This window comes from Tautonia plasticadhaerens (genome assembly GCF_007752535.1).
Taxonomy (GTDB): Bacteria; Planctomycetota; Planctomycetia; order Isosphaerales; family Isosphaeraceae; genus Tautonia; species Tautonia plasticadhaerens.
Genome location: NZ_CP036426.1, coordinates 3340317 through 3364964 on the forward strand (window position 1 = coordinate 3340317; position 24648 = coordinate 3364964).

At 73.0% G+C, this 24648-nt stretch carries 17 protein-coding genes; 8 read left to right on the top strand and 9 right to left on the bottom strand.

What is annotated here, in order from left to right; genetic code table 11:
- Positions 1-119: 119 nt before the first annotated feature.
- Entirely contained in the window at positions 120-1289 is a 1170-nt protein-coding gene (locus tag ElP_RS13100) for an NAD(P)/FAD-dependent oxidoreductase (protein ID WP_145269934.1), read from the top strand.
- A gap of 235 nt (positions 1290-1524) precedes the next feature.
- Here ElP_RS13100 and ElP_RS13105 read toward each other — a convergent pair whose 3' ends face one another.
- Positions 1525-2898 carry a DUF1501 domain-containing protein gene (locus ElP_RS13105; RefSeq protein WP_145269936.1) on the bottom strand — a complete coding sequence of 458 codons (1374 nt, stop codon included), beginning with the start codon at positions 2896-2898 and terminating at the stop codon, positions 1525-1527.
- Positions 2899-3143: 245 nt separating this feature from the next.
- Positions 3144-4535 carry a sulfatase family protein gene (locus ElP_RS13110; protein ID WP_145269937.1) on the bottom strand — a complete coding sequence of 464 codons (1392 nt, stop codon included), beginning with the start codon at positions 4533-4535 and terminating at the stop codon, positions 3144-3146.
- 355 nt (positions 4536-4890) lie between these two features.
- Here ElP_RS13110 and ElP_RS13115 point away from each other — a divergent pair, with 355 nt between their 5' ends.
- A complete protein-coding gene (locus tag ElP_RS13115) occupies positions 4891-6771 on the top strand; it encodes a thiamine pyrophosphate-binding protein (protein ID WP_145269939.1) in 1881 nt (626 codons plus the stop codon).
- A 33-nt stretch (positions 6772-6804) separates the two neighbouring features.
- Here the strand turns inward: ElP_RS13115 and ElP_RS13120 are convergent, their stop codons facing one another.
- Genes ElP_RS13120 through ElP_RS13130 form a run of 3 tightly spaced genes read right to left on the bottom strand, consistent with a single transcriptional unit; the run spans position 6805 to position 9423 of the window.
- On the bottom strand, positions 6805-7515 hold the full coding sequence (locus ElP_RS13120; protein WP_145269941.1) for a hypothetical protein: 711 nt from the start codon (positions 7513-7515) through the stop codon (positions 6805-6807).
- 30 nt (positions 7516-7545) lie between these two features.
- Positions 7546-8346: an SDR family NAD(P)-dependent oxidoreductase gene (locus ElP_RS13125; protein ID WP_145269943.1), complete on the bottom strand. Its 801-nt coding sequence runs from the start codon at positions 8344-8346 to the stop codon at positions 7546-7548.
- 33 nt (positions 8347-8379) lie between these two features.
- Positions 8380-9423, bottom strand: coding sequence for a sialidase family protein (locus tag ElP_RS13130; protein ID WP_145269945.1), 1044 nt, complete (start codon positions 9421-9423; stop codon positions 8380-8382).
- 223 nt (positions 9424-9646) lie between these two features.
- On the opposite strand from ElP_RS13130, the gene ElP_RS13135 reads away from it, so the two are divergent.
- Positions 9647-10963, top strand: coding sequence for a lactate racemase domain-containing protein (locus ElP_RS13135; protein ID WP_145269947.1), 1317 nt, complete (start codon positions 9647-9649; stop codon positions 10961-10963).
- Between the two features lie 144 nt (positions 10964-11107).
- The gene (locus ElP_RS40625) at positions 11108-14980 is read left to right on the top strand and encodes a CHAT domain-containing protein (RefSeq protein ID WP_145269949.1); all 3873 of its coding nucleotides are present in this window, start codon (positions 11108-11110) and stop codon (positions 14978-14980) included.
- A 194-nt stretch (positions 14981-15174) separates the two neighbouring features.
- Here ElP_RS40625 and ElP_RS13145 read toward each other — a convergent pair whose 3' ends face one another.
- Positions 15175-17982 carry a protein-disulfide reductase DsbD family protein gene (locus ElP_RS13145; RefSeq protein WP_145269951.1) on the bottom strand — a complete coding sequence of 936 codons (2808 nt, stop codon included), beginning with the start codon at positions 17980-17982 and terminating at the stop codon, positions 15175-15177.
- Positions 17983-18384: 402 nt separating this feature from the next.
- Between ElP_RS13145 and ElP_RS13150 the strand changes: the two genes are divergently transcribed.
- Positions 18385-19041 (top strand): fused DSP-PTPase phosphatase/NAD kinase-like protein, encoded by a 657-nt coding sequence (locus ElP_RS13150; RefSeq protein ID WP_145269952.1) that lies wholly within the window; start codon positions 18385-18387, stop codon positions 19039-19041.
- Positions 19038-20807: a hypothetical protein gene (locus tag ElP_RS13155; protein WP_145269954.1), complete on the top strand. Its 1770-nt coding sequence runs from the start codon at positions 19038-19040 to the stop codon at positions 20805-20807. The genes ElP_RS13150 and ElP_RS13155 overlap by 4 nt, the downstream gene beginning before the upstream one ends.
- Before the next feature lie 381 nt (positions 20808-21188).
- Here the strand turns inward: ElP_RS13155 and purM are convergent, their stop codons facing one another.
- Positions 21189-22277, bottom strand: coding sequence for a phosphoribosylformylglycinamidine cyclo-ligase (gene purM / locus ElP_RS13160; protein WP_145269956.1), 1089 nt, complete (start codon positions 22275-22277; stop codon positions 21189-21191).
- 475 nt (positions 22278-22752) lie between these two features.
- Between purM and ElP_RS13165 the strand changes: the two genes are divergently transcribed.
- Together ElP_RS13165 and ElP_RS13170 are read left to right on the top strand one after the other, a co-directional pair.
- Entirely contained in the window at positions 22753-23061 is a 309-nt protein-coding gene (locus ElP_RS13165; RefSeq protein ID WP_145269958.1) for a hypothetical protein, read from the top strand.
- Positions 23055-23372 carry a hypothetical protein gene (locus ElP_RS13170; RefSeq protein ID WP_145269960.1) on the top strand — a complete coding sequence of 106 codons (318 nt, stop codon included), beginning with the start codon at positions 23055-23057 and terminating at the stop codon, positions 23370-23372. The genes ElP_RS13165 and ElP_RS13170 overlap by 7 nt, the downstream gene beginning before the upstream one ends.
- A gap of 94 nt (positions 23373-23466) precedes the next feature.
- Here the strand turns inward: ElP_RS13170 and ElP_RS37980 are convergent, their stop codons facing one another.
- Together ElP_RS37980 and ElP_RS37985 are read right to left on the bottom strand one after the other, a co-directional pair.
- Positions 23467-23919: an H-X9-DG-CTERM domain-containing protein gene (locus ElP_RS37980; RefSeq protein WP_197446951.1), complete on the bottom strand. Its 453-nt coding sequence runs from the start codon at positions 23917-23919 to the stop codon at positions 23467-23469.
- Between the two features lie 12 nt (positions 23920-23931).
- A complete protein-coding gene (locus tag ElP_RS37985; protein WP_197446952.1) occupies positions 23932-24564 on the bottom strand; it encodes a DUF1559 domain-containing protein in 633 nt (210 codons plus the stop codon).
- Positions 24565-24648 lie beyond the last annotated feature (84 nt).

The window sequence follows — 24648 nt, forward strand, 5'->3', positions numbered from 1 at the left end:
ACACAGCGCCAAATCTTCACCCACCCGGGACGGCCCGGAATCTGCGGCACGGCAGGCCGGGTGCGTCCAGGCGGTCAGGTCCCGTCGAGTCGATCCGAGCGGACCGGAGAGGGGGCGGGGTGGGCGATCGGGCGGGGGGGCGTCGGCTGGCGATCTTCGGGGCCGGCCACGTGCACGTGGAGCTGATCCGGCGGCTCGGGCCGATCGCCCGGGCCGGGGCCGAGGTGACGATCGTCGAGCCGGAGGACTTCTGGTACTCCGGCCTGGCGACCGGCGTGCTCGGCGGCCGGTACGAGGTGGAACTCGACCGGGTCGACGTGGCCCGCCTGGCCCGACGTGCCGGGGCCTGGCTCATCCGGGACCGGGTCGAGGAGATCGACCCGGCCGCCCGGGTCGCCCGGCTGGCCGGGGGCGGGACGCTGGGCTACGACCTCGCCGCGCTGGACCTCGGCAGCACGGTGCCGGCCGATCGCGTCCCCGGGCTGGCCGAGCACGCCTTCGCCGTCAAGCCGATCCGCCGGCTGGCCGAACTCCGCGCCGACCTCGCCCGGCGGTTCCGCGCCCGGCCCCTCGGCGATGGCGACGCCCACGCCCGCGATCCGGACGGGGGCGACGGCCCGCTCCGGGTGCTGGTGATCGGCGGCGGCGCGACCGCCTGCGAGCTGGCCGGCAACGTCCGGGCCCTGGCCGAGCGGCACCGGGCCCCGATCGCCGTCACGCTCGCCTCGTCCGGCGCCCGCCTGCTGCCGGGCTTCCCCGAGGGGGCCGCCCGGGCCGTCTCGGAGGCCCTCGGCCGGTGGGCGGGCATCACCGTCCGGACCGGATCGACGGTCGACCGGGTCGGGCCCGGCGAGGCGGTCCTCGCCGGCGGCGACCGGCTCCCCTTCGACGTGGCCATCGCCGCGAACGGCCTGACGGCCCACCCGCTGGTCGCCCGGCTCGGCCTGCCGACCTCCGAGGGCGGGCGACTGCTGATCGACCCCCACCTCCGCTCGGTCGCCGAGCCCACCCTCTTCGCCGGGGGCGACTGCGCCACGCTGGCCGGGGTCGACCTCCCCCGGATCGGCGTCGTCGCCATCCGACAGGCCCCGGTGCTGGCCCACAACCTCCTCGCCTCGCTGCGCGGCCGCCCGCTCCGGCGCTACCGGCCCCGGCGCCACCACCTCCTGATCCTCAACCTCGGGGACGGCACCGGCCTGGCCTGCTTCGGCCCCCTCTGGCACCGGGGCCGGGCGATGCTCTGGCTGAAGGAGGTCCTCGACTGCTCCTTCCTCCGCCGGCTCGGCTGATCCCGGGCCGATCCCTTACCCCCGATCGAGGTGCCCCCAGGGCGAGGGCCGAGGATCGATGCCGGGTGCGGACGCGGCGGAGGAAGGAGGGCGATTGATCGAGGGCCGTCGAACGGATCGGTCCCCGGCCCGGGCCTGATGCCTCGGTCCCCCCTCCCCTGGGGAGGCCGGAGTGGGCATCCGCCTTCGCTGCTCCGCCCCCACGGCATCCGGCCCCCCCGAGGGGCCTCGGGGATCAGGCCAGCTCCCGGATCGGCTCCCCGCGGGGCAGCAGGGGGATGGGCCTGCCGGTGCGGTCCCGGTGGGTGGCGGTGGGGTCGATGCCGAGGAAGCGATACCAGGTGGCGAGCAGGTCGCTGGGGTGGAAGGGGCGGTCGCTCGGCTCCTCGCCCCGGGGGTTGGTGGCGCCGATGACCTGGCCCATCGGCATCCCCCCCCCGGAGAGCAACACCGACATCGCCTTGCCCCAGTGCTCCCGGCCCGGCTGGCCCTTGAAATTCGAGAGCTTCGGCGTGTGGCTCATCTCCCCCATGACCACGATCATGGTGTCCCGGTCCATCCCCCGGGCGTGGACGTCCTCGATCAGGGCCGAGACGGAGCGATCCAGCACGGGCAACCGGATCTTCATCTGTTCGAAGATGTTCCAGACGCTCGCGTGGTCGTCCCACGAGAAGGCCTTCTGCCCCGGCACGCACGGGAAGTCGATCGTCACCAGCCGTACGCCGGACTCGACGAGCCGACGGGCCAGCAGGCAGCGCTGGCCGATCTCGTCCCGGCCGTAGCGGTCCCGGAGCCGGGGATCCTCCCGGGAGAGGTCGAAGGCGTCCCTCGCGGTGGTGCCGGTCAGCAGGGTGAGGGCCTGCCGCTGGAACGCGTCGAGCGCGTCGACGGCCCCGGTCTGATCGACGGCCCTGCGAATGCGGTCGAAGTCGTCGAGCAGCCGCCCCCGGGCGGAGAGCCGGCGGCGTGGCCCCTCGTCCAGGCTCAGGGCCGGCACGTCGAAGTCGGCCCGGCTCGGGTCGCCGGTCACGGCGAACGGGCCGTGCGACTCGCCGAGGTAGGCCCCACCGGTGTACCGCATCCTCGGCAGCGCGACCCACTGCGGCAGGCCCGGCAGGCGGCTCGGCAGCATCGCGTGCGAGGCCTGGAAGATGTCCGGGTACTTCGGCTCGTGGGGCGGCGCCTCGACCAGCTCCCCCGGATAGCCGGTCAGCACCGTGTGCGTGCTGTTGACGTGGCCGGGGCTGTCATGGGTGATCGACCGGATCAGGGCGTACTTGTCCGCGATCCGGGAGAGCCTCGGCAGGTGCTCGCTGATGAGCATCCCCGGCACGTTCGTCTCGATCGGCCGGAACTCCCCCCGGTACTCCTCGGGGGCCTCCGGCTTCAGGTCGAACGTCTCCATGTGGCTCGGGCCACCCCAGAGCCAGACCACGATGATCGACGGCCCCGACCTCGGCCCGGCCGCCGACCCGCCCTCGCCGCCCGCCCTCGCCTCCAGCCGGAGCAGGTCGGCCAGCCCCAGCGTCGACAGGCCCGTCAGCGAGGCCCTCAGGAAGGCCCTCCTCGGCAGCGTCCCCTCGCATCGGGCGGTGAACGGGTTGCCCATCGGCGGGCTCCTCCGGCTGGGAACCGCCCCCGATCCGGCGGCGGTCCAGGACACGGTCGGGGCCGATCACGTCGGGAGAGGCGGCCCGAGTCACCTCGGTACTCTAGGGAAACCCCGATTGTTAAGCAAGGGTTTGACCGGCGTCCGGCACATCCACGACGCCTCCCCACCGCCACGACCGGGTCCGCCCCCCGACCCACTCCCCGCGGAGGGGGGCGGGGCCGTCGACGGGCCATGCCCGACGTTCAACGGGCCTCCTTCCTCAGCTCGGCCAGCCTCGACCGCAGCTCCTCCAGACGGCCGGCTTCGGCCGGGTCGGCGGCGAGGTTGTGCTCCTCGAACGGGTCGGCCTCCAGGTCGTACAACTCCTCGAAATCCCACTCGGGCCAGTAGGAATACTTCAGGTCGTCGCGGACGACGGCCCGGGAGGAGGGGATGCGTTCCCGGTTGGAGACGGTCGGGTGCTCATAATAGAACTCCTCTCGCCAGGCGGGGGGGTCGGCGTCGAGGTAGAGCGGGGCGAAGTCCCGGCCCTGCATCCGGGGGGGGATCGGCACTCCGGCCGCCGCGAGCACGGTCGGGGCGACGTCCGCATTCAGGACGAAGTCGTCGTTCACCAGCCCCCGTCTCGCCTCGGGCATCCTCGGGTCGACCACGATCAGCGGCACCCGCAACGACTCCTCGTACGGGTACCACTTGTCGGCCAGCCCGTGCTCGCCGTGGAAGTAGCCGTTGTCCCCCATGAAGACGATCAGGGTGTCGTCGAGGGCGCCTTGCCCCTCCAGCGCCGAGACGATCCGGCCGATCGCCGCGTCCACCTCCGTGGCCATCCGGTAGTACGCCTTCATGGATTCCTGGTAGCGCTCCGGCGTGTCGAACCGCCAGTACCAGCGGATCCTCCCCTCGTTCTCCTCCGTGCTGAGGAACGGCGGCAGGGCCCGGAAATGGGCCTCGGTGGCGGTGGCGGGCACGGGGATGGTCACGCCTTCATACAGGGATGCGCTTTCCGGTTGATAAAGGTACTGCTTCGGGTTCGGGTCCTCGGCATGGGTGGCGAAGAAGGCGAGCGTCAGGCAGAAGGGGCGGTCCTTCGGCCGATCGGCCAGGAACCGAAGCGCGTCCCGCTCGTTCCGGTCGGTGACGTGGATCTCCGTCCCGTCGGGTAGCGTCATGTAATGGCGGCCCATGTACGAGGTCCCGGAGTCGAACTCCCCGGCCGGGAAGGGGCCGTTGTGCCACTTGCCGACGTGGCCGGTCCAGTAGCCCGACTCCCGGAGCAGGGCCGGGTACGTCTCGTCCCAGGCCCCCGGCGGGATCGGCTCGTTGCCGCGCTCCAGGCCGTGACGGGCCATCCACTGGCCGGTGAACAGGGTCGCCCGGCTGACCCAGCAAATCGAGGTGGTCACCCGGGCGTCGCGGAACCAGGCACCCCGGGCGGCCAGGGCGTCGAGGTTCGGGGTCTGCACCACCCGGTTGCCCGCGTAGCCGAGCGTGTCCCACCGCCAGTCGTCGGCGAAGAGGACCAGCACGTTCGGCCGGTCGTCCTGCCCCCGGGCCGTCGGCCCGGGCGAGAGCACGAGGACCAGCAGGATCCAGGGCAGCGGTCGCCGGGGCGATTCGGGGCACGCATCGGACATCGCGTCGGCCTCTCGGTGTGGGGCGGCGCCTCGACGACCGGGCCTCCCCCGGGGGGGCCCCGCCTCGCGATCGGCGAGGAGGGGCCCACCCACCCCGTCGCGCGATCGCCCGGGAAGACGCCCGATCAGACTAGTCGACGCCCCGGGGAGGCACAACGTCGCAGGCCCAACCTCCCACACAACCCGATCAACCGGCACACCCCGACCGACCGATACCAGAAGATCGGCCGATCTCGGTTCGACTCATCGCGACGATGGGGCAGAATGGAGCGGCTGTAGCGATCGGGCCCGGATTGCCGGACGCCCGAGCGACGCGACGCGCATCGATCCCGAGCGACCAGGGAGACCTCCCCCGATGGAATTCACCAGACGCACCGTCCTCGGGACGATCGGCGCCGCCGGGGCGGGGCTCGCCGTCGAGGCCCGGGGGCAGCAGATCCCCCGGCCCCCCGACCCGAGCGTCCCGGTCCACGCCGCCGAGCCCGCCCAGGCCCCCGGCGTCCGGGGCCGGATGACCGGCGCGAAGGCCGCCGCCCTGGCCTTCTCCGCCGAGCGGGTCCCCTGCGTCTTCGGCGTGCCGGGTGCCCAGAACAACGAGTTCTGGGACGCGATGAAGTCGATCGGCCTGCCCTACATGCTCACCAGCCACGAGTCGGCCGCCCCGGTCATGGCCGACGCCTCCGCCCGGGTCTCCGGCCGGGTCGGCGCCTTCGCCCTGATCCCCGGCCCCGGGCTGACCAACGCCATGACCGGCATCGGCGAGGCCCTGCTGGACACCATCCCCCTCGTCGCCCTCGTCACCGACGTGAAGCGGGGCCCCAAGGCCCCCCTCGGCCAGGTCCACTCGCTGAACAACGCCGCTATCCTGCGGACGGTCACGAAGGCCGTCTTCGAGGTCCACCACCCCGGCCAGATCGCCGCTGCCATCCACCGGGCCTTCCAGGTCGCCCGGGCAGGCCCGCCGGGGCCGGTCGGCGTCGTCGTGCCGTACGACCTCCTGTCACAGACCTGGGACTACGACGAGCCGGTCCCCCCCGAACTCGCCCCCCCCTGGGACGAGGCCGCCTACCGCCGGGCCCTGGACGTGCTCCGGGACCCGAACCGCAAGGTCGGCATCTACGCCGGACTCGGCGCCGCCGAGGCCGCCGCCGAGCTGATGGCCGTCGCCGAGCTGCTCCAGGCCCCCGTCGCCACCACCGTCAGCGGCAAGGGGGTGATCCCCGACGACCACCCGCTCGCCGTCGGCTGGGGCTACGGCTCCTTCGGGACGAAGGCCGCCGAGCGGGCCTTCGGGCAGGTCGACGCGGTGATCGCCGTCGGCGCCCGATACAGCGAGGTCTCGACGGCCAACTACAACGTCCCGAAGCACGATCACCTGATCCACGTCGACATCGACCCGAACGTCCTGGGCCGCAACGTGCCCGCCTCGGTCAAGGTCCACGCCGACTCCCGCCTGTTCCTCGCCCGGCTGCTGGCCGACGGCGAGCAGGTCCGGCGCCGCCCCGACCCCCGGCTCATCCAGGCCGTCTACCAGGACCGGGAGGCCGAGCGTGCCCAGCATCAGGAGGTGCAGATCAAGGACGGCGTCGACCCGATGCGCTTCCTCGCCCTGCTCGGCGAGTCGCTCGGCCAGGACGGCCTGATGTTCGTGGACGTGACCGCCTCGACCCACTGGGCGGCCGAGTCGATCCGCCGCAACGCCCCGAGGCGCTACGTCACCCCGGCCGACAACCAGAGCATGGGCTGGGCCGTCTCCGCCGCCATCGGCGCCCAGCGGACCCGCCCGGACCTGCCCGTCGCCTGCGTCACCGGGGACGGCTGCTTCCTCATGTCCGGCCTGGAGGCGTCGACCGCCGCCCGGGCCCACCTGCCGGTCAAGCTCTTCGTCCTGGACGACGGCGCCTACCACTACATGCAGATGCTCCAGGAGCCGCTGTTCAACCGCACCACCGCCACCGTGCTGGCGAACCTGGACTACCCCGCGCTCGCCCGGGGGATGGGCCTGGCCTCGCTCTCGATCGAGACCAACGACCAGGTCCTCGGCGGGATCGCCGCCGCGCTGGCCCACCCGGGGCCGATCCTCGTCCGGGTGGCCATCTCCTACGAGGGGCGGGACATCCGCTGGCTCCAGTCGCTCCGCTCGTCCTACCTCGACAAGGCGAGCACCGGCCAGAAGGCGCGGATGGCCTTCCGCCTCCTCGGCCGGGCGGCGAATCCTGCGCTGGAGAGCGACTGATCGGGGGCGGATCGGCTCGACGCCCGGGCATCGCTAGCCGGTCGGGACCGGGTACGGTCGGGACCTCGCCTCGTCCACCAAATCGTAGACCGAGGCGGCCCACCGTGCCGCCCCCCCGGGGTCGAGGGCCGCCCGGCCCCCGGCCCCGAGGGCGTCGACCAGCCCCGGCGCCTTCCGCAGCGCCCCCGCGTCCCCCAGCCATTCCAGCAGGCTGCCGACCGCCCCCGGGATCCCCGCCCGCTCGTCGGCGACGGCGGCCACGACCAGCAGCCCGGCCCCCCGGAGCAGCCGTCGGGGCCCGACCGGGCCCAGGCGGTCGGCGAAGGCCCCGGGCATCTCCCGGAAATCGGCCTCGCCGAACCGGGAGAGCCGGGCCTCCCGCAGCCCGTCGGCGGCGGCGACGAGCTTCTCGTAGGGGCCGGCCCGCTCGGGGACGGCCCTCGAGAGGGCCTTCGAGAGCACCCGGAGGTGCACCTCCAGCAAATAGCTCGGCATCCCCCGATTCGAGAGCACCGAGGCCAGCCAGGTCACCTGGTTGCGGATATGAGGCGGCTCGTACCGCCTCAGGCGGGCCAGCCAGGCGCTGTCGCTCCGGGTGAAACGCTCGCCCCGCTCGCCGTACCTCCAGGCGTAGTAGGGGAAGATCCGGTAGGTCACCCGGCCGGCGCGCAGGGCCGCGTCGACCTCCCGGGGGTCGTCGGGGATCGAGACGTAGCCGGCCTCGGGGTTCAGCGGGTTGGTCATGCTCGGGTCCGCCCCGGGGGCGCCTCCCGGTCAGAAGCAGATGTCCACGATCCCGCCCTCGACCCGGTGCGCCGCCCCGCTGGTGGCCGAGGCGAGCGGCGAGCAGAGGTAGGCCGCATGCGCCGCCACCTCCTCGGGGGTGGCGAACCGGCGGATCAGCGAGGAGGGCCGGACCATCGGCACGAACTCGGCCTTCATCGCCTCGGCGGTGGTGCCGCGTTGCTCGGCCATCTTCGCCACGAAGGTGGCCACGCCCTCGGTCCAGGTCGGGCCGGGCAGCAGCGAGTTGACCGTCACCCCGGTGCCGGCCAGGGCCTTGGCCAGGCCCCGGGCGATGGCCAGCTGCGCCGTCTTGGTCATCCCGTAGTGGACCATCTCCTCGGGGATGTTGATGCCCGACTCGCTGGAGATGAACAGGATCCGGCCCCATCCCCGGTCCCTCATGCCGCACATCACGGCCCGGGAGCAGCGGACGCCGGACATGACGTTCACGTCGAAGAACCGCCGCCAGTCCTCGTCGGGGATCTCCTCGAACGGCTTCGGCTCGAAGATGCCGACGTTGTTGACCAGGATGTCGACCGGCCCGATCGCCTCGGCCCCCGTGATGAGCGTGTCGACGCCCTCGGCAGAGTCCAGGGCGCAGACGATGCCGTGCACCGTCCCGCCCCCGAGGGCGGACAGCTCCTTCGCGGTCGCCTCCACCGACTCCGGGTTCCGGCCGTTGACCACGACCGTCGCCCCCTCGGCCGCCAGGGCCGACGCGATCGCCCGGCCGATCCCGGCCGTCGACCCGGTCACCACCGCGAGCTTCCCCTCGAGCTGCAAGTCCATGGATGTCGTTCTCGGTTGATGATTCGGGTCGGATCAGAGTCGATCGGGGTCCAGCGCGACGTGCTTCACCCGCTCCCGCTTCCAGGTGTAGGTGACGTGCACCATCCCGTCGTCGGCCTGGATGACGGCCGGATACGAGTACTCTCCCGGCCCGGATTCCAGGGTGTGGACCATCCTCCAGGATTCGCCGTCGTCGTCGGAGATCGCCACGTTCAGCGGCGATCGGCCCCGCCCGGTGGCATTGTAGACGAGCAGGTGCCGGCCGTCGGCCAGGGTCACGGCGTCGGTCCCGGAGTTGGGGTTGGGCAGGTCGGTCAGGGCCATCGCCCCCCAGGAATCCCCGCCGTCGGTCGATTTCGACACCCAGATCCGCCCCTGTCGGCTGCGTCCCAGCGCGATCAGCGTGCCGTCGGTGGCGGTCAGCAGGCTCGGCTGGATGGCGCCGATGGCCTCGCCGTCGTTGATCGGCCCGATCCGCGTCCAGGTCCGGCCGAGGTCGTCGGTGCGCTCGAAGTGGACCCGCCAGCCGTCCTCCTCGGTGCTGGAGCCGCAGAGGATCGAGCCGTCGGCCGTGGCGATCGGCTTGTTCTTGACCGGCCCGAGGATCCCCTCAGGCAATCGTCGGGGGGTCGACCACGTCTCGCCGCCGTCGGGGCTGGTCGAGAGCATCCCCCACCACTCCCTCGGGCTCGGGCCGACCTTGGAGAAGAGCATCAGCGGGCCGCCTTCGGGCAGGTACAGGACCGGGTTCCAGCAGGGATGCCGGCGGACCTCGCCGCCGGGGGTCGCGTACTGGACGCCGTCGGCCACCTCGACCGGGCTCGACCACGCCCCCCCCGGCGACTTCCTCGCCACCCAGATCCCCACGTCCGGGTTCTTCTCGTGAGTGCCGCCGAACCAGGCCGCAACCAGCGTGCCGTCACCGAGCGACTCGATCGTCGAGGCGTGACACTGCGGGGTCGGCGCCTCCTCGTAGACGAACTCCTCGACCTGCACCGGGGACTGTCCCCGGGCCATCGCGGCCGAGAACACCAGCACCGTCAACGCTCCTGACACCGAGCACCAGGGGGACTTCATCGAGGACACGCTCCAAGGGGGGATTCGAGGAGGCCCCGGCCGGGCGGGGCGGACTCCCCCCAGGATGCCCGGCCGCCCTCGGAGAATCCAGGAGCGATCGTCGAGCGATCGGTCGAACGCCGGCGACCCGGATCGGGGGGCCCGCCCTCCTCCCCGGCGCTGACGCCCGCCCCCGGGGTCCGGTACGATGGCCGCCTCGACCCGCCACGGAGGGAGCCCCGCCATGACCACCGATGCCGCCCCCTTCCCCCCCCTCGCCCTCGTCCGGCAGCGGGTCGCCCACCCGGCGCTCGACGACGCCCCCGGCGCCGTGGCCGAGGCGATCCGGGCCAGCCACCTCGCCTCCCGGGTCCCGAAGGGGGGCCGCGTGGCGGTGACGGTCGGCAGCCGGGGGATCGTCGGGATCGACCGGATCGCGAAGGCGGCGGTCTCGGCCGTGAGGGGCCTGGGCTTCGAGCCCTTCGTGGTGGCGGCGATGGGCAGCCACGGCAAGGGGACCGCCGAGGGCCAGCGCGCCCTGCTCGCCGAGCTGGGCGTGACCGAGCGGTCGGTCGGCTGCCCGATCCGGTCGGAGATGGACACCGTCGTCCTCGGCTCGAACAGCTTCGGCCTGCCGGTCCACTTCGACCGCAACGCCTTCGACGCCGACGGCATCCTCCTGCTCAACCGGGTCAAGCCCCACACGTCGTTCACCGGCCGATATGAGAGCGGCCTGCTGAAGATGCTGGCCATCGGCCTCGGCAAGCAGCAGGGGGCCGCCCAGGTGCACAAGCTCGGCCTGCCGGGCCTGAGGGTGCTCCTGCCGGAGGTGGGCGCGCTGCTGCTGAGGAAGACGCCGGTCGCGCTGGGGGTCGCCCTGCTGGAGAACGCCGAGGAGCGGACGGCGAGGGTCGAGGCGGTCGAGCCGGAGGACCTGCTGGAGGCCGAGCCGAGGCTGCTCGACGAGGCCCGGCTCATGATGGGGCGCCTGCCCTTCGATCAGATCGATATCCTGATCGTCGGGGAGCTGGGCAAGAATTACAGCGGGACCGGCATGGACCCCAACGTCATCGGCCGCCAGCGGGTCGAGACGATGCCGGATCTGCCCCGGCCGGTCGTCACCCGGCTGGCGGTGCTCGACCTCTCCCCCGAAACCAAGGGGAACGCCACCGGCGTCGGCCTGGCCGACCTGACCACCGACCGCCTCGTCCGCGCCATCGACCCCGAGCCGATGCGGGTGAACTGCTTCACCAGCAACTTCCTGACCCGGGCCCGGGTCCCCCTGGCCCTGTCCACCGACCGGGACGTCGTCGCCATGTGCCTGCAGACGTGCTGGAAGGTCGATCAGTCGCTCGCCCGGCTGGTCGCGGTCCCGAACACGCTGGAGCTGGCCTCGATCGCCGTCTCCCCCGCCCTCTCGGCCGAGGTGGAGGCGGATCCGGCCCTCCGCTTCGAGTCCGACTTCCGGCCGATGCCGTTCCGCCCCGACGGCTCGCTCGACCAGCAGGCGCTCTTCCCCGAGAGCGTCCGGGCGCGCCGCACCCGGTGGGCCCGGGATTGATCCGGCCGACCCGGCCATTCATGGCTTTTTTCCCTTGCTCGGCCCGGGATCCGGGGGAATGCTGGAGGTGGGATCGTGCCGGCCCGGCGAGTCTCGACGGGGCCGGCGGGACATCGCCTCGCGTCTCCAGCCGGGTCGAGCACCATGATCGACGGGTACCCCAACGGGGAGGATCGCCGGGACGGGATGCCGAGGGGGGGTCCCGGGTCGGAGTACCAGGCCGTCGTCCGGCGGTTCGAGGAAGCCACCCCCGACGAGCTGGAGCTGCTGCTCACCTCGCCGAGCATCGAGCAGGAGCGGGCCCTCCGGCTCTACCTCGGCGACGACCGCTACACCCGGATGCACCGGCTCGCCCTGATGCAGTCCGTCACCCGGGGGGCCGAGCCGCCCCGGGGCAACGTCGTCATCCTGCCCGGGCTGATGGGCAGCGCCCTGCACACGATCGACGCCCGGGGCAACGACGACGAGATCTGGCTCGACCTCTGGCAGATCGCCCGGGGCCGGGTGGGGCGGCTCCGCCTGGCCGCCGACGGCGTGCTCCAGGCCGACCCGTCCTTCTCGACCCGCCCGGGCAAGGTCCTCTGGAAGTACTACGGCGAGCTGGTGCTGGCCCTGAAGCGTCACTGGCGGGTGCTCGTCTTCGGCTACGACTGGCGGAAGGACCTCCGCCTGGCCGCCGACGGCCTGCTGGCGAGCATCAACGCCCAGTTCGGCCCCGACGAGCCGGTGCACCTCGTCGCGCACTCGATGGGGGGGCTGGTGGCCCGCAGCTTCATCCAGCGCCACCCCCAGCGGTGGCGGTCGATGTGGGCCGGGGGGGCCGACCGCCGCTCCCGGGGCGGCCGGCTGGTCATGCTCGGCACGCCCAACCACGGCACGTACCTCGTCCCCCAGGTCCTCTGCGGCCTGGCGAACACGGTCTGGAAGATCGAGCGGCTCGACATCACCCGGGACATGGGCGGCCTGCTCCGGGTCATCCACTCGTTCCCGGGCGTCTATCAGCTGCTCCCCTCGCCGATCGCCGACCTCGACGCCAAGGCCCTCTACGACCCCGACACCTACGGCCCGCTCGGCGTCCCGGGCCGCCACCTGGAGTCGGCCGGCGCCTTCCACGAGGAGCTGGCGAAGGACCTGGAATCCAAGGTCGCCCGCCAGTCGGTCGAGGACCGCCTGGTCTACTTCGCCGGCTACGGCCAGCAGACCCCCGACGGCATCCGGGCCGGCAAGCTCGGCCACCTGGCCCGGGTCCCCCAGCCCTCGGGCTTCGAGGTCGGGGACCACTACGCCTTCACCTTCCAGGGGGACGGCAGCGTCTCCCGGCGCCTCGGGCAGCCCCGGGACCTCGACGGCGAGCTGCTGAAGGTCCGCACCTACAAGGTGCAGGACGAGCACTCGGCGATGCTCTCCAACGCCAACGTCCTGTCGGCCGTCGACGAGGTGCTCCGGCTCGGCGAGCTGCGAGGGACCGGCACCCGGGGGCGCTCGGCGACGGCCCCCGGCTCCCTCTCCGAGCTGGACTGGGGCGACCCGGCCGAGCGGCCCGGCATCGAGCCGGAGCACGACCCCGACGCCGCCCGGCTCTGGGCCGAGGCCCACGAGGCCGACCGCAGTCGGTTCGACGCGCTGCTGGAACGCACCCGGCTCCGGGCCGTCGCGTCCCGGGCCCCCGGGGCGGGGGCGGGGGCGGCGGACGACGAGCCGCCGATCACCCCGGGCCTGGTCGAGGACTCCCCCGAGGCGAGGGAGCTGACCGAGGCGGTCCTCTCCGACGTGCTCTACGCCCCCAGGGCGGCCGAGTCCCGGCCGGCGCCCCCCCCCTCGGCGACGGACCAGAAGCCCCCGAGGATCGGCCTGCACCTGGCGCTCGACTGCGTCTCCAACGTCGGCGTCCGGCGGCTCCACGCCGAGGACCGGGCCGACGTGCCGCCGGTCGACGCCATCGCCCTCGGCCACTACAAGGGGGAGAAGCCCCGTCGGGGCGAACCGGCCTGGGAGCTGGACCAGCTCCTCGGCCGGGCCCTGCTGCCGCCCGACCAGCGGGACGAGGCCGATTCCCCCGCCTTCGAGCCCCCCGGCCCCGACGGCGAGCCGTCCGGCACGCTCCGCGAGGCCCGCCAGGTGCTCAGCCAGATGATCGAGCGCGGCGTCGCCCGGGGGGAGCTGGGCCAGCCCTTCTTCCTGCCCGACCCGAGGGAGCCCTCACGCCTGGTCGCCCTCTGCGGCATGGGCGTCCCCGGCGGCTTCGGCGCCCCGGAGCTGACGGTGCTGGTCCGCGAGCTGGTCTGGGCCCTCGGCAAGCTCGGCAAGCGCCACCTGGCCGCCGCCCCCATCGGCACCCGGAACACCAACATCCCCCCCGCCGAGGCGGCCGAGGCCTGGGTCCGCGGCATCAAGCTCGCCTTCAGCGGCATCGAGGCCGGCACCGACCTGGCCCTCGAGCACATCACCTTCGCCCTGCCCGACCCGGGGATCTTCCCCGACGTCGACCGCGCCTTCCGCGACCTCGAGGCCGACCTCCGCTCCCAGGGCCGGCTGGACATCTCCTACACGTCGCTCACCCCCGGCCGGCTCGAGGAGCTGGGGAAGCGGGCGGCCGAGTTAGACCACGAGCACGCGGTCGACCGCTGGGAACGCCGCCGCAAGCTCTGGGAGGCGGCCGAGACCCCCGGCCTCGACGGCCGAGGGGACCGGCCCGACCCGGTCCGGATCACCGTCCGGTACGGGCCCGGCGACGCCTCCGGCCGCCCGGTCTTCCGCTTCGGCGCCGTCACCCGGGAGGCGGCGTTGCCGATGCGGGAGATCGACGTGGACCACACCCTCGTCGCCGCCGCCAACGACGAGCTGGCCGACGAATTCGCCCCCGACCAGCAGTTCGCCCGCGGCCGGTTCCTCGGCCAGCTGCTGCTGCCTCGGGACTTCCGCCCCTTGCTCCGCACCGGCGGCTCCCTGGTGATGATGCTCGACGCCCAGTCGGCCCGGATCCACTGGGAGATGGTGGCCAGGCCCGAGCTGTGGGACCTGCCCGACCACCCCGGCCTCTCCGGCGTCCTGCCCGGGGAGTCGACCGACTGGACCGCCTTCCTCGGCACCAGCCGGGGGCTGACCCGGCAGCTCATCACCGGCTTCGCCCCGCCCCCCGAGCCCCCGCCGCCGGGCCGCCGGTACCTCCGGGTGCTCGTCGTGGCCGACCCGGCGAGGGACGCCCCGCTGCCCGGCGCCCGCCGCGAGGGGGTCGCCGTCGTCGAGCTGCTCCGGGCCTTCAACGCCGCCTGGGGGGGATCGGGCAACGTCGTCGAGGTCGACGCCCTGATCGGCCCCGGGGAGGCGACCCGCACCAACGTCCTCCGCCGGCTGATGGGCCGCACCTACGACGCCTTCCACTACGCCGGCCACTGCTATTTCGACCCGAAGGACCCCAGCGGCTCGGGCCTGTTGTTCTCCGACGGCCAGGTGATCTCGGCCCACGAGATGAGGCGGATCGACCGCGTGCCGAAGTTCGTGTTCCTCAACGCCTGCGAGTCGGGCATCGTGCCGTCCGACCTGATCGCCGGGGCGACCGGCTACCGGCCGGGCATGGCCCCGAGCTTCGCCGAGGCCTTCTTCGAGCGCGGCGTCTCGAACCTCGTCTGCACCGCCTGGCCGGTCGACGACCAGGCCGCCACCGCCTTCTCCCAGCGGCTCTACCGGGGCCTGCTCGGCCTGGACGGCCCCGACGCCGACCGCGTGGCCCCGGTGATCCCCCTGGTGCTGCACCGGGCGATGCAGGAGGCCCGCCTCGCCATCGCCCGCCCGGGGACCTTCCCCGGGGGGGCCCTCACCTGGGGCGCCTACCAGCACTACGGCAACCCCGATTTCGCCTTCTTCGACGGCTCCCGGATGGCCCGCGGCGAGCCGGCCGTCGTCGCCCGGATGGCCTCGACGGGCTCGACCAATGCCGAGGCGAAGGCCCCCGCGAAGCGGAAGCGATCGACCCGGTCGAGGTCGAAGGCCAGATCATCCCGGGCGAAGGGTTCCTGAGGCAACCCACCGAACCCTCTCCCCCGCTTGCGTGGGAGAGGGTGGGCGCAGCCCGGGTGAGGGGGCCGGGACGAGTCACCGGGCTTGAGCCCGAACGCCGGGGCCCTCACCCCAAATCCTCTCCCCGCGCGGGGAGAGGGGGACGGGAGTTGCAGGGACCGCAGTCGGCCCCTGCGGGGCCGAGGGCCCCCGGCTCACTCCCCCGCCTGGGCGGTCCGGGCGATCTCCGAGTACTCGGCCAGGGCGCGGTCGAGGAAGGAGATGAACTCGGGACGCTCGATCAGGCCACCCTTGGAGGAAACGACCTCGCCGTCCGGCGTCATGACGACGTAGAGCGGCTGGGTCGATTCGTCCGTCAGCTCCAGTTCCCGCTCGAAGTTGCGGATCGCCAGCTCCTCCGAGCGATCGGCCCCGAGGCCCTCCACCGGCACGCGGTCGACGTAGAGTTGCACGGGGACGAACTGGCGGAGCCGCTCGATGACGTCCCCCTTGGGCATCACGCCCTGCTCCATCGACCGGCAGTTGGCGCAGTTGACCCCGGTGAAGTCGATCAACACCGGCCGGTTCGACTCCTTCGCCTTGGCCAGCGCCACGTCGAGGCTCATGTCCCACCAGACGCCGTGCAGGCTCCTCGCCCGCTGGACCTCCGGCGGGTCCTCGCTGTCGGCGATCAGCTCCTGGGGCTCCGACGCGCCGCCCCCCCCGGAGAAGCCGATCGACTCCAGGCGCTTGACCAGCTCCGTCTCGGCGTTCATCTCGCCCGCGTCGGCCGGCAGCAAGCCGACCACCAGGCGGTCATAGATCTTGCTCCGGGGCGGGTACCCGAACAGGGCGGGGGAGAAGTACAGCGCCACGAACAGGAAGAACGAGCCGAACAGCAGGCGGCCGACGCCCACCGACGGCTCCCCGTGGTCGTGGCTGGTCCGGAAGAAGCCCAGCAGGTAGAACCCGCAGACGGCGGCGATCACCACCCAGGAGGCCATCAGCACCTGGGCGTCGAACCAGGCGGCCTCGGGGTTGCCCCTCAGGCTGACCTCGGCCGTGTTCAGGAACTTGAAGGCGGCGCCGATCTCGACGAGCCCGCCGACCACCTTCACCGCGTTCATCCAGTCGCCGCTGCGGGGCATGTTCGACAGGATCCCCGGCGCCAGCGCCAGCAGGAAGAACGGCAGGGCCAGCACCGTGGCGAAGGTCGCCAGGCCGATCACAGGGTACAGGTAGCTCCCCCCCGCCGCCACCACCAGCAGGGCCCCGACCACCGGGAACGTGCAGGTGAACGAGGTGATCGTCAGCGTCAAGGCCATGAAGATGACGCCGATGACGCCCCCCCGGGATTCCCCCTGGGCCGAGGCGTTCAGCAAGAAGTTCGGCAAGCGGATCTCGAACAGGCCCAGCAGGCTCAGCCCGAAGGCCAGGAACAGCCCGGCGACCACGAAGTTCAGCCAGGGTGCGTTGCTGAGCTGGTTCAGCGCCGTCGCCCCGAAGGCCGCCGAGAAGACCACGCCGACGAGCGTGAAGACGCCGATGATCGCCAGGCAGTAGGTGATCGCCAGGCCGGTCGTCGACTTCTTCTCCTTCCCCTTCTCGGGTTGCCCCTGCTTGACGAAAAAGTTGACCGTGATCGGGATCATCGGCCAGACGCAGGGCATCATCAGCGCCACCACGCCGCCCAGGGCCGACCAGAGCATGAAAGGGATCAGGCCCTGGCCGATCTTCTCCCGAAGCTCGGTCGAGCCGACTTCGGTGCTGGCGGACGCAGCGGCGTCCCCCTCGGCCTCGGTTTCGAACCCCGATGCGGCCTCGCCACCCGAATCAGCCTCGGCGACCGCCGACGACGACGGCCCCGCCTGCGACGGCCCGGCCGACGGGGCGGCGGCCCCCCCCGGGCTGGCGAGCACGGTGAGCATGGCCGCCGGCAGGGTCACCCGGGTGGGAGGCTTGCAGCTCTTGGGGTCGCAGATCTGGAACTGGATCTGGGTCCTGACCGAGCGCTCGCCGCCCCCGGCGTCGGCGGGGACCTTCAGCGGCAGGGTCCAGGTGACCTCGTCCTCATAGTACTTGTACGCCAGGACGCCGGAGACCTCCTCCGGCTCGTGGGGCTCCCGGGAGGCGGCCCACTCGCCGGCTTTCTCCAGGCCGTCGAGGCCGAAGGCGTCGAACCGGGTGGGGACGGCGGCCACGCCCTCGGGGATCGACTCCGCATAGGCGTAGATGTGCCAGGTCGGGGCGAGCTTGACCGAGACGTTGTAGTTGACCGAGTCCCCCGGCTTCGCCTCGGCGGGCTCGATCGAGGTGGTGAAGGTCGCCTCCTTCGGCTGCAAGATCGGGGGCGAGTCCTTCCGCTGCGGCCGGGCCTCGTCTTGCGGGGCGACGAGCAGCGGCGAGGCCAGCCCGGCCAGGGCGGCCGAGGGCCGATCGAGCCTCTCCCGCGATTGCCCGCCCTCGATCGTCAGCCCCACCGGGTCGACCGTGCGACGGGTCGGCGGCTTGCAGGTGGAATCGGTGCAGAGCTGGAACATCACCTGGCCCTGCAACGAGACGGCGCCGGGCGCTGCGTCGTCGGGGACCCGGAGTTTCCGGCTCCAGGTGACTGCTCCCTCGTGGTAGTCGAAGACGATGACGTCGCCCAGCGGGGGGGGCTCGACCGGCTCCTCGGAGGCCTCCCAGCCTTCCCCGGTCGGCTCCAGGCCGCCGAGGCGGAAGAGGTCGAACCGGGTGGGGACGGCGGCCACGCCCTTGGGCTGCTCCTCGGCGTGGGCGTAGATGTGCCACGGCTCCTCGACCCTGGCCGAGACCGAATACGTGACCTCCTGACCGGGCCTCGCCCGGGTCGGCTCGACCTTGGCGGTGAAGCGGACCTCGCCCGGCTGGAGGAACTCGGGGGAGTCCGGCCGGGCGGGCTTCGGGTCCTGGGCGGCGGCCGGGGCCGTCGACGCCAGCAGGGCGATCAGCAGGCCGGAGGCCAATCCCGGCCCCCTCCCGCGCCAAAGGTCGATTCTCATCGCGTCTCGCTCCGGGGCGATTCCCAGGCCGGGCCGGCCGTCGCGGTCGTCCGACGCCCCCGCCGGCCCGATCGCCGATTCGCCCATTTGTTTCGACGATCCCTGTCCCGTATCGTAGCGGCCCCCCCTCGGCGGCCACAACCCGACCGGCCCATCCACCGGCCCCGTGGCCCTGCTACGCATCCCGGACCCGGATTGTGCGACCGGCCGGCCTCGCCCGCGCCGGGGCGCGAAGCCGGGCAACCTGGAAGGGACAGATACGGCCCGGCCTTCCCATTCGGGTTGACCGGGCCCGGAGACCGCCCTACGATCCGCCCGCCCGACGGCCGGGGGAGACGGATGCCCCCGTGCACCGGACGCACGTCGGAGCGGAGCGGGACACGGACGGCCCGGGAGGTGATCATGCGCATCGCGATGGCCGCGGCGCTGGCGGCGATCGTCGCCGGGGCGACGACCTGGCTGACGATCGAGGTGAAGGCCAACCGCCTGGTCTGGGACCACTTCGACGAGGTCACCCCCGGCGTCCTCTATCGCAGCGGCCAGCTCAACCCCGAGCAGCTCGCCGAGGCGATCGAGTCCTACCGCCTCAAGACCGTCGTCAGCTTCCTCCTGCCCGGCCCCGACGTGGAGGCCGAGCGGAGGCTGGTCGAGCGCCTCGGCGCCGAGTTCATCAACCTCCCCATGCCCGGCGACGGCTTCGGCCGGGAGGAGCAGTTCCGCCAGGTCCTCGACGCCATCGACGACCCGACCCGTCGCCCGGTGCTCGTCCACTGCGCCCGGGGGACCTGCCGGACCGGCTCGATCGTCGCCCTGTACCGGATGGAACGCCAGGGCTGGATGATCGACGACGTGGCCCGCGAGCTGGAGCGCCAGGGCTACCGGGAGGGCTGGATCTGCGGCTATGTCTACGGCATGGTCGACCCCTGGCCCTCCGACGCCTTCCCCGGCGTCCCCCCCCGGGCCGACGACCGGCCGACCGAACCCGCCCCCGAGCTGGGGCCGCTGCCGGGCCTCTCCCGGGCCGATCGGACCCCCGAGCACGGAGGCACCGCCCGATGAGCCGAGCCACCACCCCCGCCCCATCCCCCGAGGTGATCGCCCCCCGACGGCTCCGGGCCGACGCGCCGCTCCCGGTCGGGCTGATGGCCCCGGCCCGCCTGGCGGCGGGGCTCGCCGTGGCGGTGATCGTCGCCTTCACCCTGCTCGGCGCCGGCAACCTCGACCTTGGCCCCGGGGAGGCCCGACTCGGCATGGCGGCCGGCGACCGGGTCGGCCCGTTCGGCCTGGTCTACGGCTCCTGGGAGCCCGGCCTGCTGCCCGCGAGGGTGCTGCCGAGCCTCGTCTGGGCCTGGTTCTACGGCGGGGTGACGGCCGCCTCGGCGGCGATCCGATGGCCCGAGGCGATCGCCGCCTCCCTGATCGCCCTGGCCTCGGCCCATCGGCTGAGGACGACCCTGGGCCCCCGGGCGTCGGTCCTCGGGGCGCTGACGGCGGCCGGATCCCTGGCGATGATCGACCGATCCTCGGCCGGGCTCGGGGCCCTGGACGCGGCGATCGGCTGGCTCTGGTTCGGGGCGACGGGCGGCCACGCCCTGATGCTCACGCCGATCCTGCCGGATCCGAACCTGGTGGGCGGCCTGCTGGTGGTGCTGGCCCTGGATCGGCTGAGGTCCCGGGGGGCCGGGCCGGCCGTCGGCCTGCTGGCCGGGCTGGCGGGGCTGGCCGGGGGCTGGCCGATGATGGCGGTGGTGGCGATCCCGTCGGTCGTGCTCCGGCGTCGCGAGGGTTCCAGGCCCGCCCTTGCGGTGCTCGGGGCGCTGGCGGTGGTCGGGGGGTGGTCGGCCTGGGCCTGGTCGACGGCCCGGTTCGACGCCTGGGCGGCGGCCGTCGCGCTCCCCCTGATGGAGGGCCCCTGCTGGACCCTGGCGATCTGGGCGGCGGCCTACGCCCTCCCGTGGTCGCCGATGGCGGGGCTCGTCGGGTTCGAGTCGGTGCGGTCGGGCTGGTCGGAGGAGGGCCGGTCGCTGGTGGTCGGCTGGCTGAAGATCGCCGGGGCGCTGGCCCTGGCCGGGACGCTCGTCCCCGGCCTGGGGGACGCCGCCCGGGTGCCGATCCTCTTCGGCCTGGCGGTGGCGTCGGCGGCGGTGCTGGAGCGGGTCCTCGGGGGCTGGCCCGGGCTGTCGACCGGGGCGAGGCGGGCGTTCTGGGCGGCGGCGATCGCGGCCTCGGTCGGCTGGGCGACGGTGGCGATCCCGACGTTCGGATACGCGGCGGCGGCCATCGGCACCTACCGGACCCTGGCGGTCCTCCTGATCGGGCTGGCGCCGGTCGCCGCGGCGGCCGCGGTGCTGGGGGGGGCCAGGTCGAGGCCGGCCCTGGGCCTGGCGGCGCTGGTGCTGGTGGCCGGGTCGCTCAAGCTGGCCCACTGGGGCGTGGTCGTGCCCGAGTGGAATTACCGGGCGAGCCAGGGCCCCTGGGCCCGGGCGATCGGCCAGTGGATTCCCCGGAGGTCGACGCTCTATTTCATCAACACCACCGCCTTCGACCCGAGCATCCCCGACCGGGACCGCTGGCCCGCCGACCTCGCCTTCCACACCAGCCGGCGGGTCAGGCAGCTCCCCGCCCCCGAGGCCCTGGGCCTGGAGCCCGAGCCCCAGTCCCCCCACTTCGTCCTCCTGCACCCCACCGAGCTGGAGCACTGGCCCGACTCGGCCCCCGAACTCGTGCTCGTCCGAGAGATGCAGGACAAGTACGGCTCCCCCCGGGTGCTGGCGAGGACCGGAGGGCCGATGTACCCCGACCGGAGGGAAGAGCTGGGGGAATAGCTCGGAGGCGGGAGGGGGCCCCGACGAATTCCGGCGGCCGGCAGTCGATCGACCCTCGCCCCCGCTTGCGGGGGAGCGGGTGGCCGGAGGCCGGGTGAGGGGGCCGAATGACACGCGACGCTTGGGTTCGAACGCCGGGCCCCTCACCTCGGCGCTCTCCCCACTCGTGGGGAGAGGGGGGCGGATTCGGACCCTCGCCCCCGACCTCGGGGGAGAGGGTGGGCGAAGCCCGGGTGAGGGGGGACCGGCCGACGATCAAGGCCCGGTCTCCAACGCACCGCCCCCTCACCCCGGCCCTCTCCCCGCTGGCGGGGAGAGGGAGACGGAGGGGGAGGCCGGGACGCCGACCGGCGGTTCGCCATCCTCGGGGAACGCCGCCGCTCAGCCCTCCCAGCGGACGCCCCGGGGCCCTTCCTCGACCCGGCCGATCACCCAGGACGGGATGCCGGCCTCGGTGCGGAGGTATCGGGCGATGGAGTCGGCGTAGTAGTCGGAGACGACCAGCACCAGGCCGATCCCCATGTTGAAGACACGGTCGGCCTCCTCGTCAGGCAGGTTGCCCAGCGACCGGAGCCAGCCGAAGACGGGGGGGACGTCCCACGAGCCGCGCCTCAAGCAGATCGAGAGCCCCTCGGGGAGCACCCGGGGGGGGTTGTCGATCAGCCCCCCGCCGGTGATGTGGGCGATGGCGTGGATGATCCGCTTGACCCGGTAGTGGCGATAGACCGTCTTCAGCGCCTTCACATAAATCCGGGTCGGCACCAGGAACTCCTCGGCCACCGTCCGGCCCAGCTCGGGGACGAACGAGCCGGGCTCCAGCCCGGCCACCTCCAGGGCGAGCTTCCTCGCCAGGCTGTAGCCGTTGGAATGCAGCCCGGAGCTGGCCAGGCCGATCACCCGGTCGCCGGCCCGGACCTCGGAGCCGTCCAGGATCATGTGCCGGTCGACCACGCCGAGGCAGAAGCCGGCCAGGTCGTACTCGCCGGACTTGTAGAAGTCCGGCAGGATCGCCGTCTCGCCGCCGAGCAGGGCGCACTCGGCCTCCAGGCAGCCGTCGGAGATCCCCTGGACGATCCTCCGGGTCAAATCCGGGTCGTCCCGGCTCATGGCGACGTAGTCGAGGAACAGCAGCGGCTCGGCCCCGGCGCACAGGCAGTCGTTCACCGACATCGCCACCAGGTCGATGCCCACCGTCTCGTGCCGGTCCGAGGCGAAGGCCAGCTTCAGCTTCGTCCCCACGCCGTCGGTCGAGGCCACCAGCACCGGATCCCGGTAGGTCCGGGTCAGCAGCCGAATCTTGTCGTCCAGTCGGAAGAGCCCGGCGAAGCCCCCCGGCCACTCGATCACCCTCGGCGTGTAGGTCCGGCGCAGCAGGGGGGGAATCTGCCGCATCGTCCGCTCGTACGCGTCGAGGTCGACGCCGGCGGACTTGTAGTCGATCGGCCTGGGATCGGGCTCGGGGATGGACATGGGGGCTGGACCTGGGCGGCTCGGCGGTCGGGGACGGCGGGGGTCGGTCGGACGCTCGGGGAGGCCCCGAGACGGGAAGTCTACCAGACGACCGGCCCGACGGGCAGCATTCCGAACGGCGAACACCGGACCGGAAGGCCGGCCCGGCCGATGCGATCGGCCGACGAAATGGTAAGATGAGGCCCGATCGGCCATCAACGGAGGACCCGGCCGCGACCTTCGTCGGCCGCCCGAAGGCGAGGCCCGGATCCGGGAGGCGGTTCTGTCTTCTCCCCTCGACCCCGAGTCGCGACACGGCAATTCCCCCGGACAGGCTTCTTCCTCGCCGATCGGCGCCGGCCCGAGCCCGAGCCCGAGCCCGAGCCCTCCCACCGCAACGACCTCGGCGACAACCGGGGCTGGTCGGCTCCTGGCCTGGGCCCTCGGAGCCGGGCGGGCGACCGGGTTCGCCGCCTGGGAAGCGGGCGAGGCCCTGATGGAAGCCCACCGGGACGGGCTCACTCCCCGGATGGAACCCTTCCCCTCGATCGAGACGAAGCTGGCCCTGCTGAATGCCCGCAAGGCCGTCGCCGTCGAGACGTTCGCCGCCCTGGGAGCGTCGCTGGGCCTGGCGCTGGGGATCGTCGGGGGCCTGGGACGAGGGTCGGCCCCGGGCTCGGTGAAGGGCGGCCTGGCGGGGCTCGTCCTGGGAGCGGCGGCCGGCGGGGGGGCCGCGCTGGGGATGCTCCAGATCTACTACTCCCGGTTCGACCCCCAGAGCGACACCTGCTGCTGCCGATGCTGACCCACGCCGGGATCGCGGCGGCCGTCGGGGCGGCCGGGGGGGCGGCGCTGGGGGTCGGTCTGGGGCTGGGGAGAGGTGTCGGACGGGCGGTCGTCGGGGGCCTGGTCGGGGCGGCCGGGGGAGCGGTCCTGTACGACCTGGCCGGCGCCCTGGCCTTCCCCGTGGCCGGCACGTCGGAGCCGATCTCGGCGGCCGTGGCGACCCGACTGTTGCTACACCTCTTCGTGGCCGTCTCGGCGGCCTTCGGGACGGCCCGGGCGGCCTCCCCCGCCGAGGCGGGACGCCCGAAGGGCCCGGCCCCTGTCGGATGAACCCGCCCTTCGAAACGGGCCCGGCCGTCGCGACCGCCCGGGCGGTCGCGACGGCCGGCGGTGGGATCGGGGGTGCTCGGTCCCCCCGGTCGGGTCAATACTGGTCGGCGCTGACGACCTCGCCACCCTTCCGGGTGCCCAGGGCCATGTAGACCAGCGGGTCGATCGTAGACTTGAGGAACCTCACGCTGCCGTCGGCCAAGGCGAAGTTGGCGCCCCCGGGGTGGTCGCTGCTGGCGTTGACGAAGTTGGAGCCCTCGGGGGAGCAGCCGGCGCAGGTGAAGCCGCACGACCGCCAGGGATACTGGGTGGAGCTGGGCGGGACGACGGTGTGGAACAGGGTGTAGCCCCGCTCCCCCAGGGCCCAGAGCTGGCCGATGTAGTTCTTCAGCCCCGATCGGTTGCAGTTGCCGTCGGGGCAGCCGAGGATCGCCGTGCCCTGCCACCAGGCGTTGCAGGCCTGGAGCCCCTGGGTGACGAGGGCGGGGTTGTCCAGGGCGTTGACCATGGTGTTCAGGCCCGCCGGCGGCGTGCCCGCCCCCGTCATGCCGTTGCCCTGCTACTGGGTGTTGCCGCCGTCGCCGACCAGCCCCTCGCCGAAGGCGATGGTGTTCGACGTGCCGTCCTTGAGGTCGCTGATCCCGTAGCGGCCGGACCTCGACTGGCTGTTGTACAGGGTGAAGGGCCCGGTGGTGTCGCCGTTGGGCGGGCCGTAGCGGTGGATCGTCGTGCCAAGGCTGGCGTAGTAGCTGTTGATGTTCTGCACCCCGGCGTTGCCGTCGGAGGGGCAGAGGAAGGCGGCGATCCGGGTGAAGACCACGGTGGAGTTGGTCACGTAGGCCTCGTCGCCGTACCAGCAGCAGGCCCAGTTGAAGTTGGCTGCGTTGTACAGCGGCTGCTGTTCCAGGTAGGGCAGCAACATCGACTGGGGGCTCCAGGCCACCCAGGTGGAGAACTCGTCGGGCAGGTTCGACGTGGTCGTCACGATGCCCGGAGGGAACCCGGCGGAGGCGCTCTCGTAATTGTGCAGCGCCAGGCCGAGCTGCTTGAGGTTATTAGTGCACTGGGCCCGGCGGGCCGCCTCCCGGGCCGACTGGACGGCGGGCAGCAGCAGGGCGATCAGGACGCCGATGATGGCGATCACCACCAGCAGCTCGATCAGGGTGAAGCCCCGACGCGGAGCTGTGTTCATCCGTGCGCTCCTTCAGGAGACCTGTTGGCGAACTGGTGTCTGCGATCGGCCCCTCCGGGTCGTCCGGGGGGCCGTCCCGTCCCC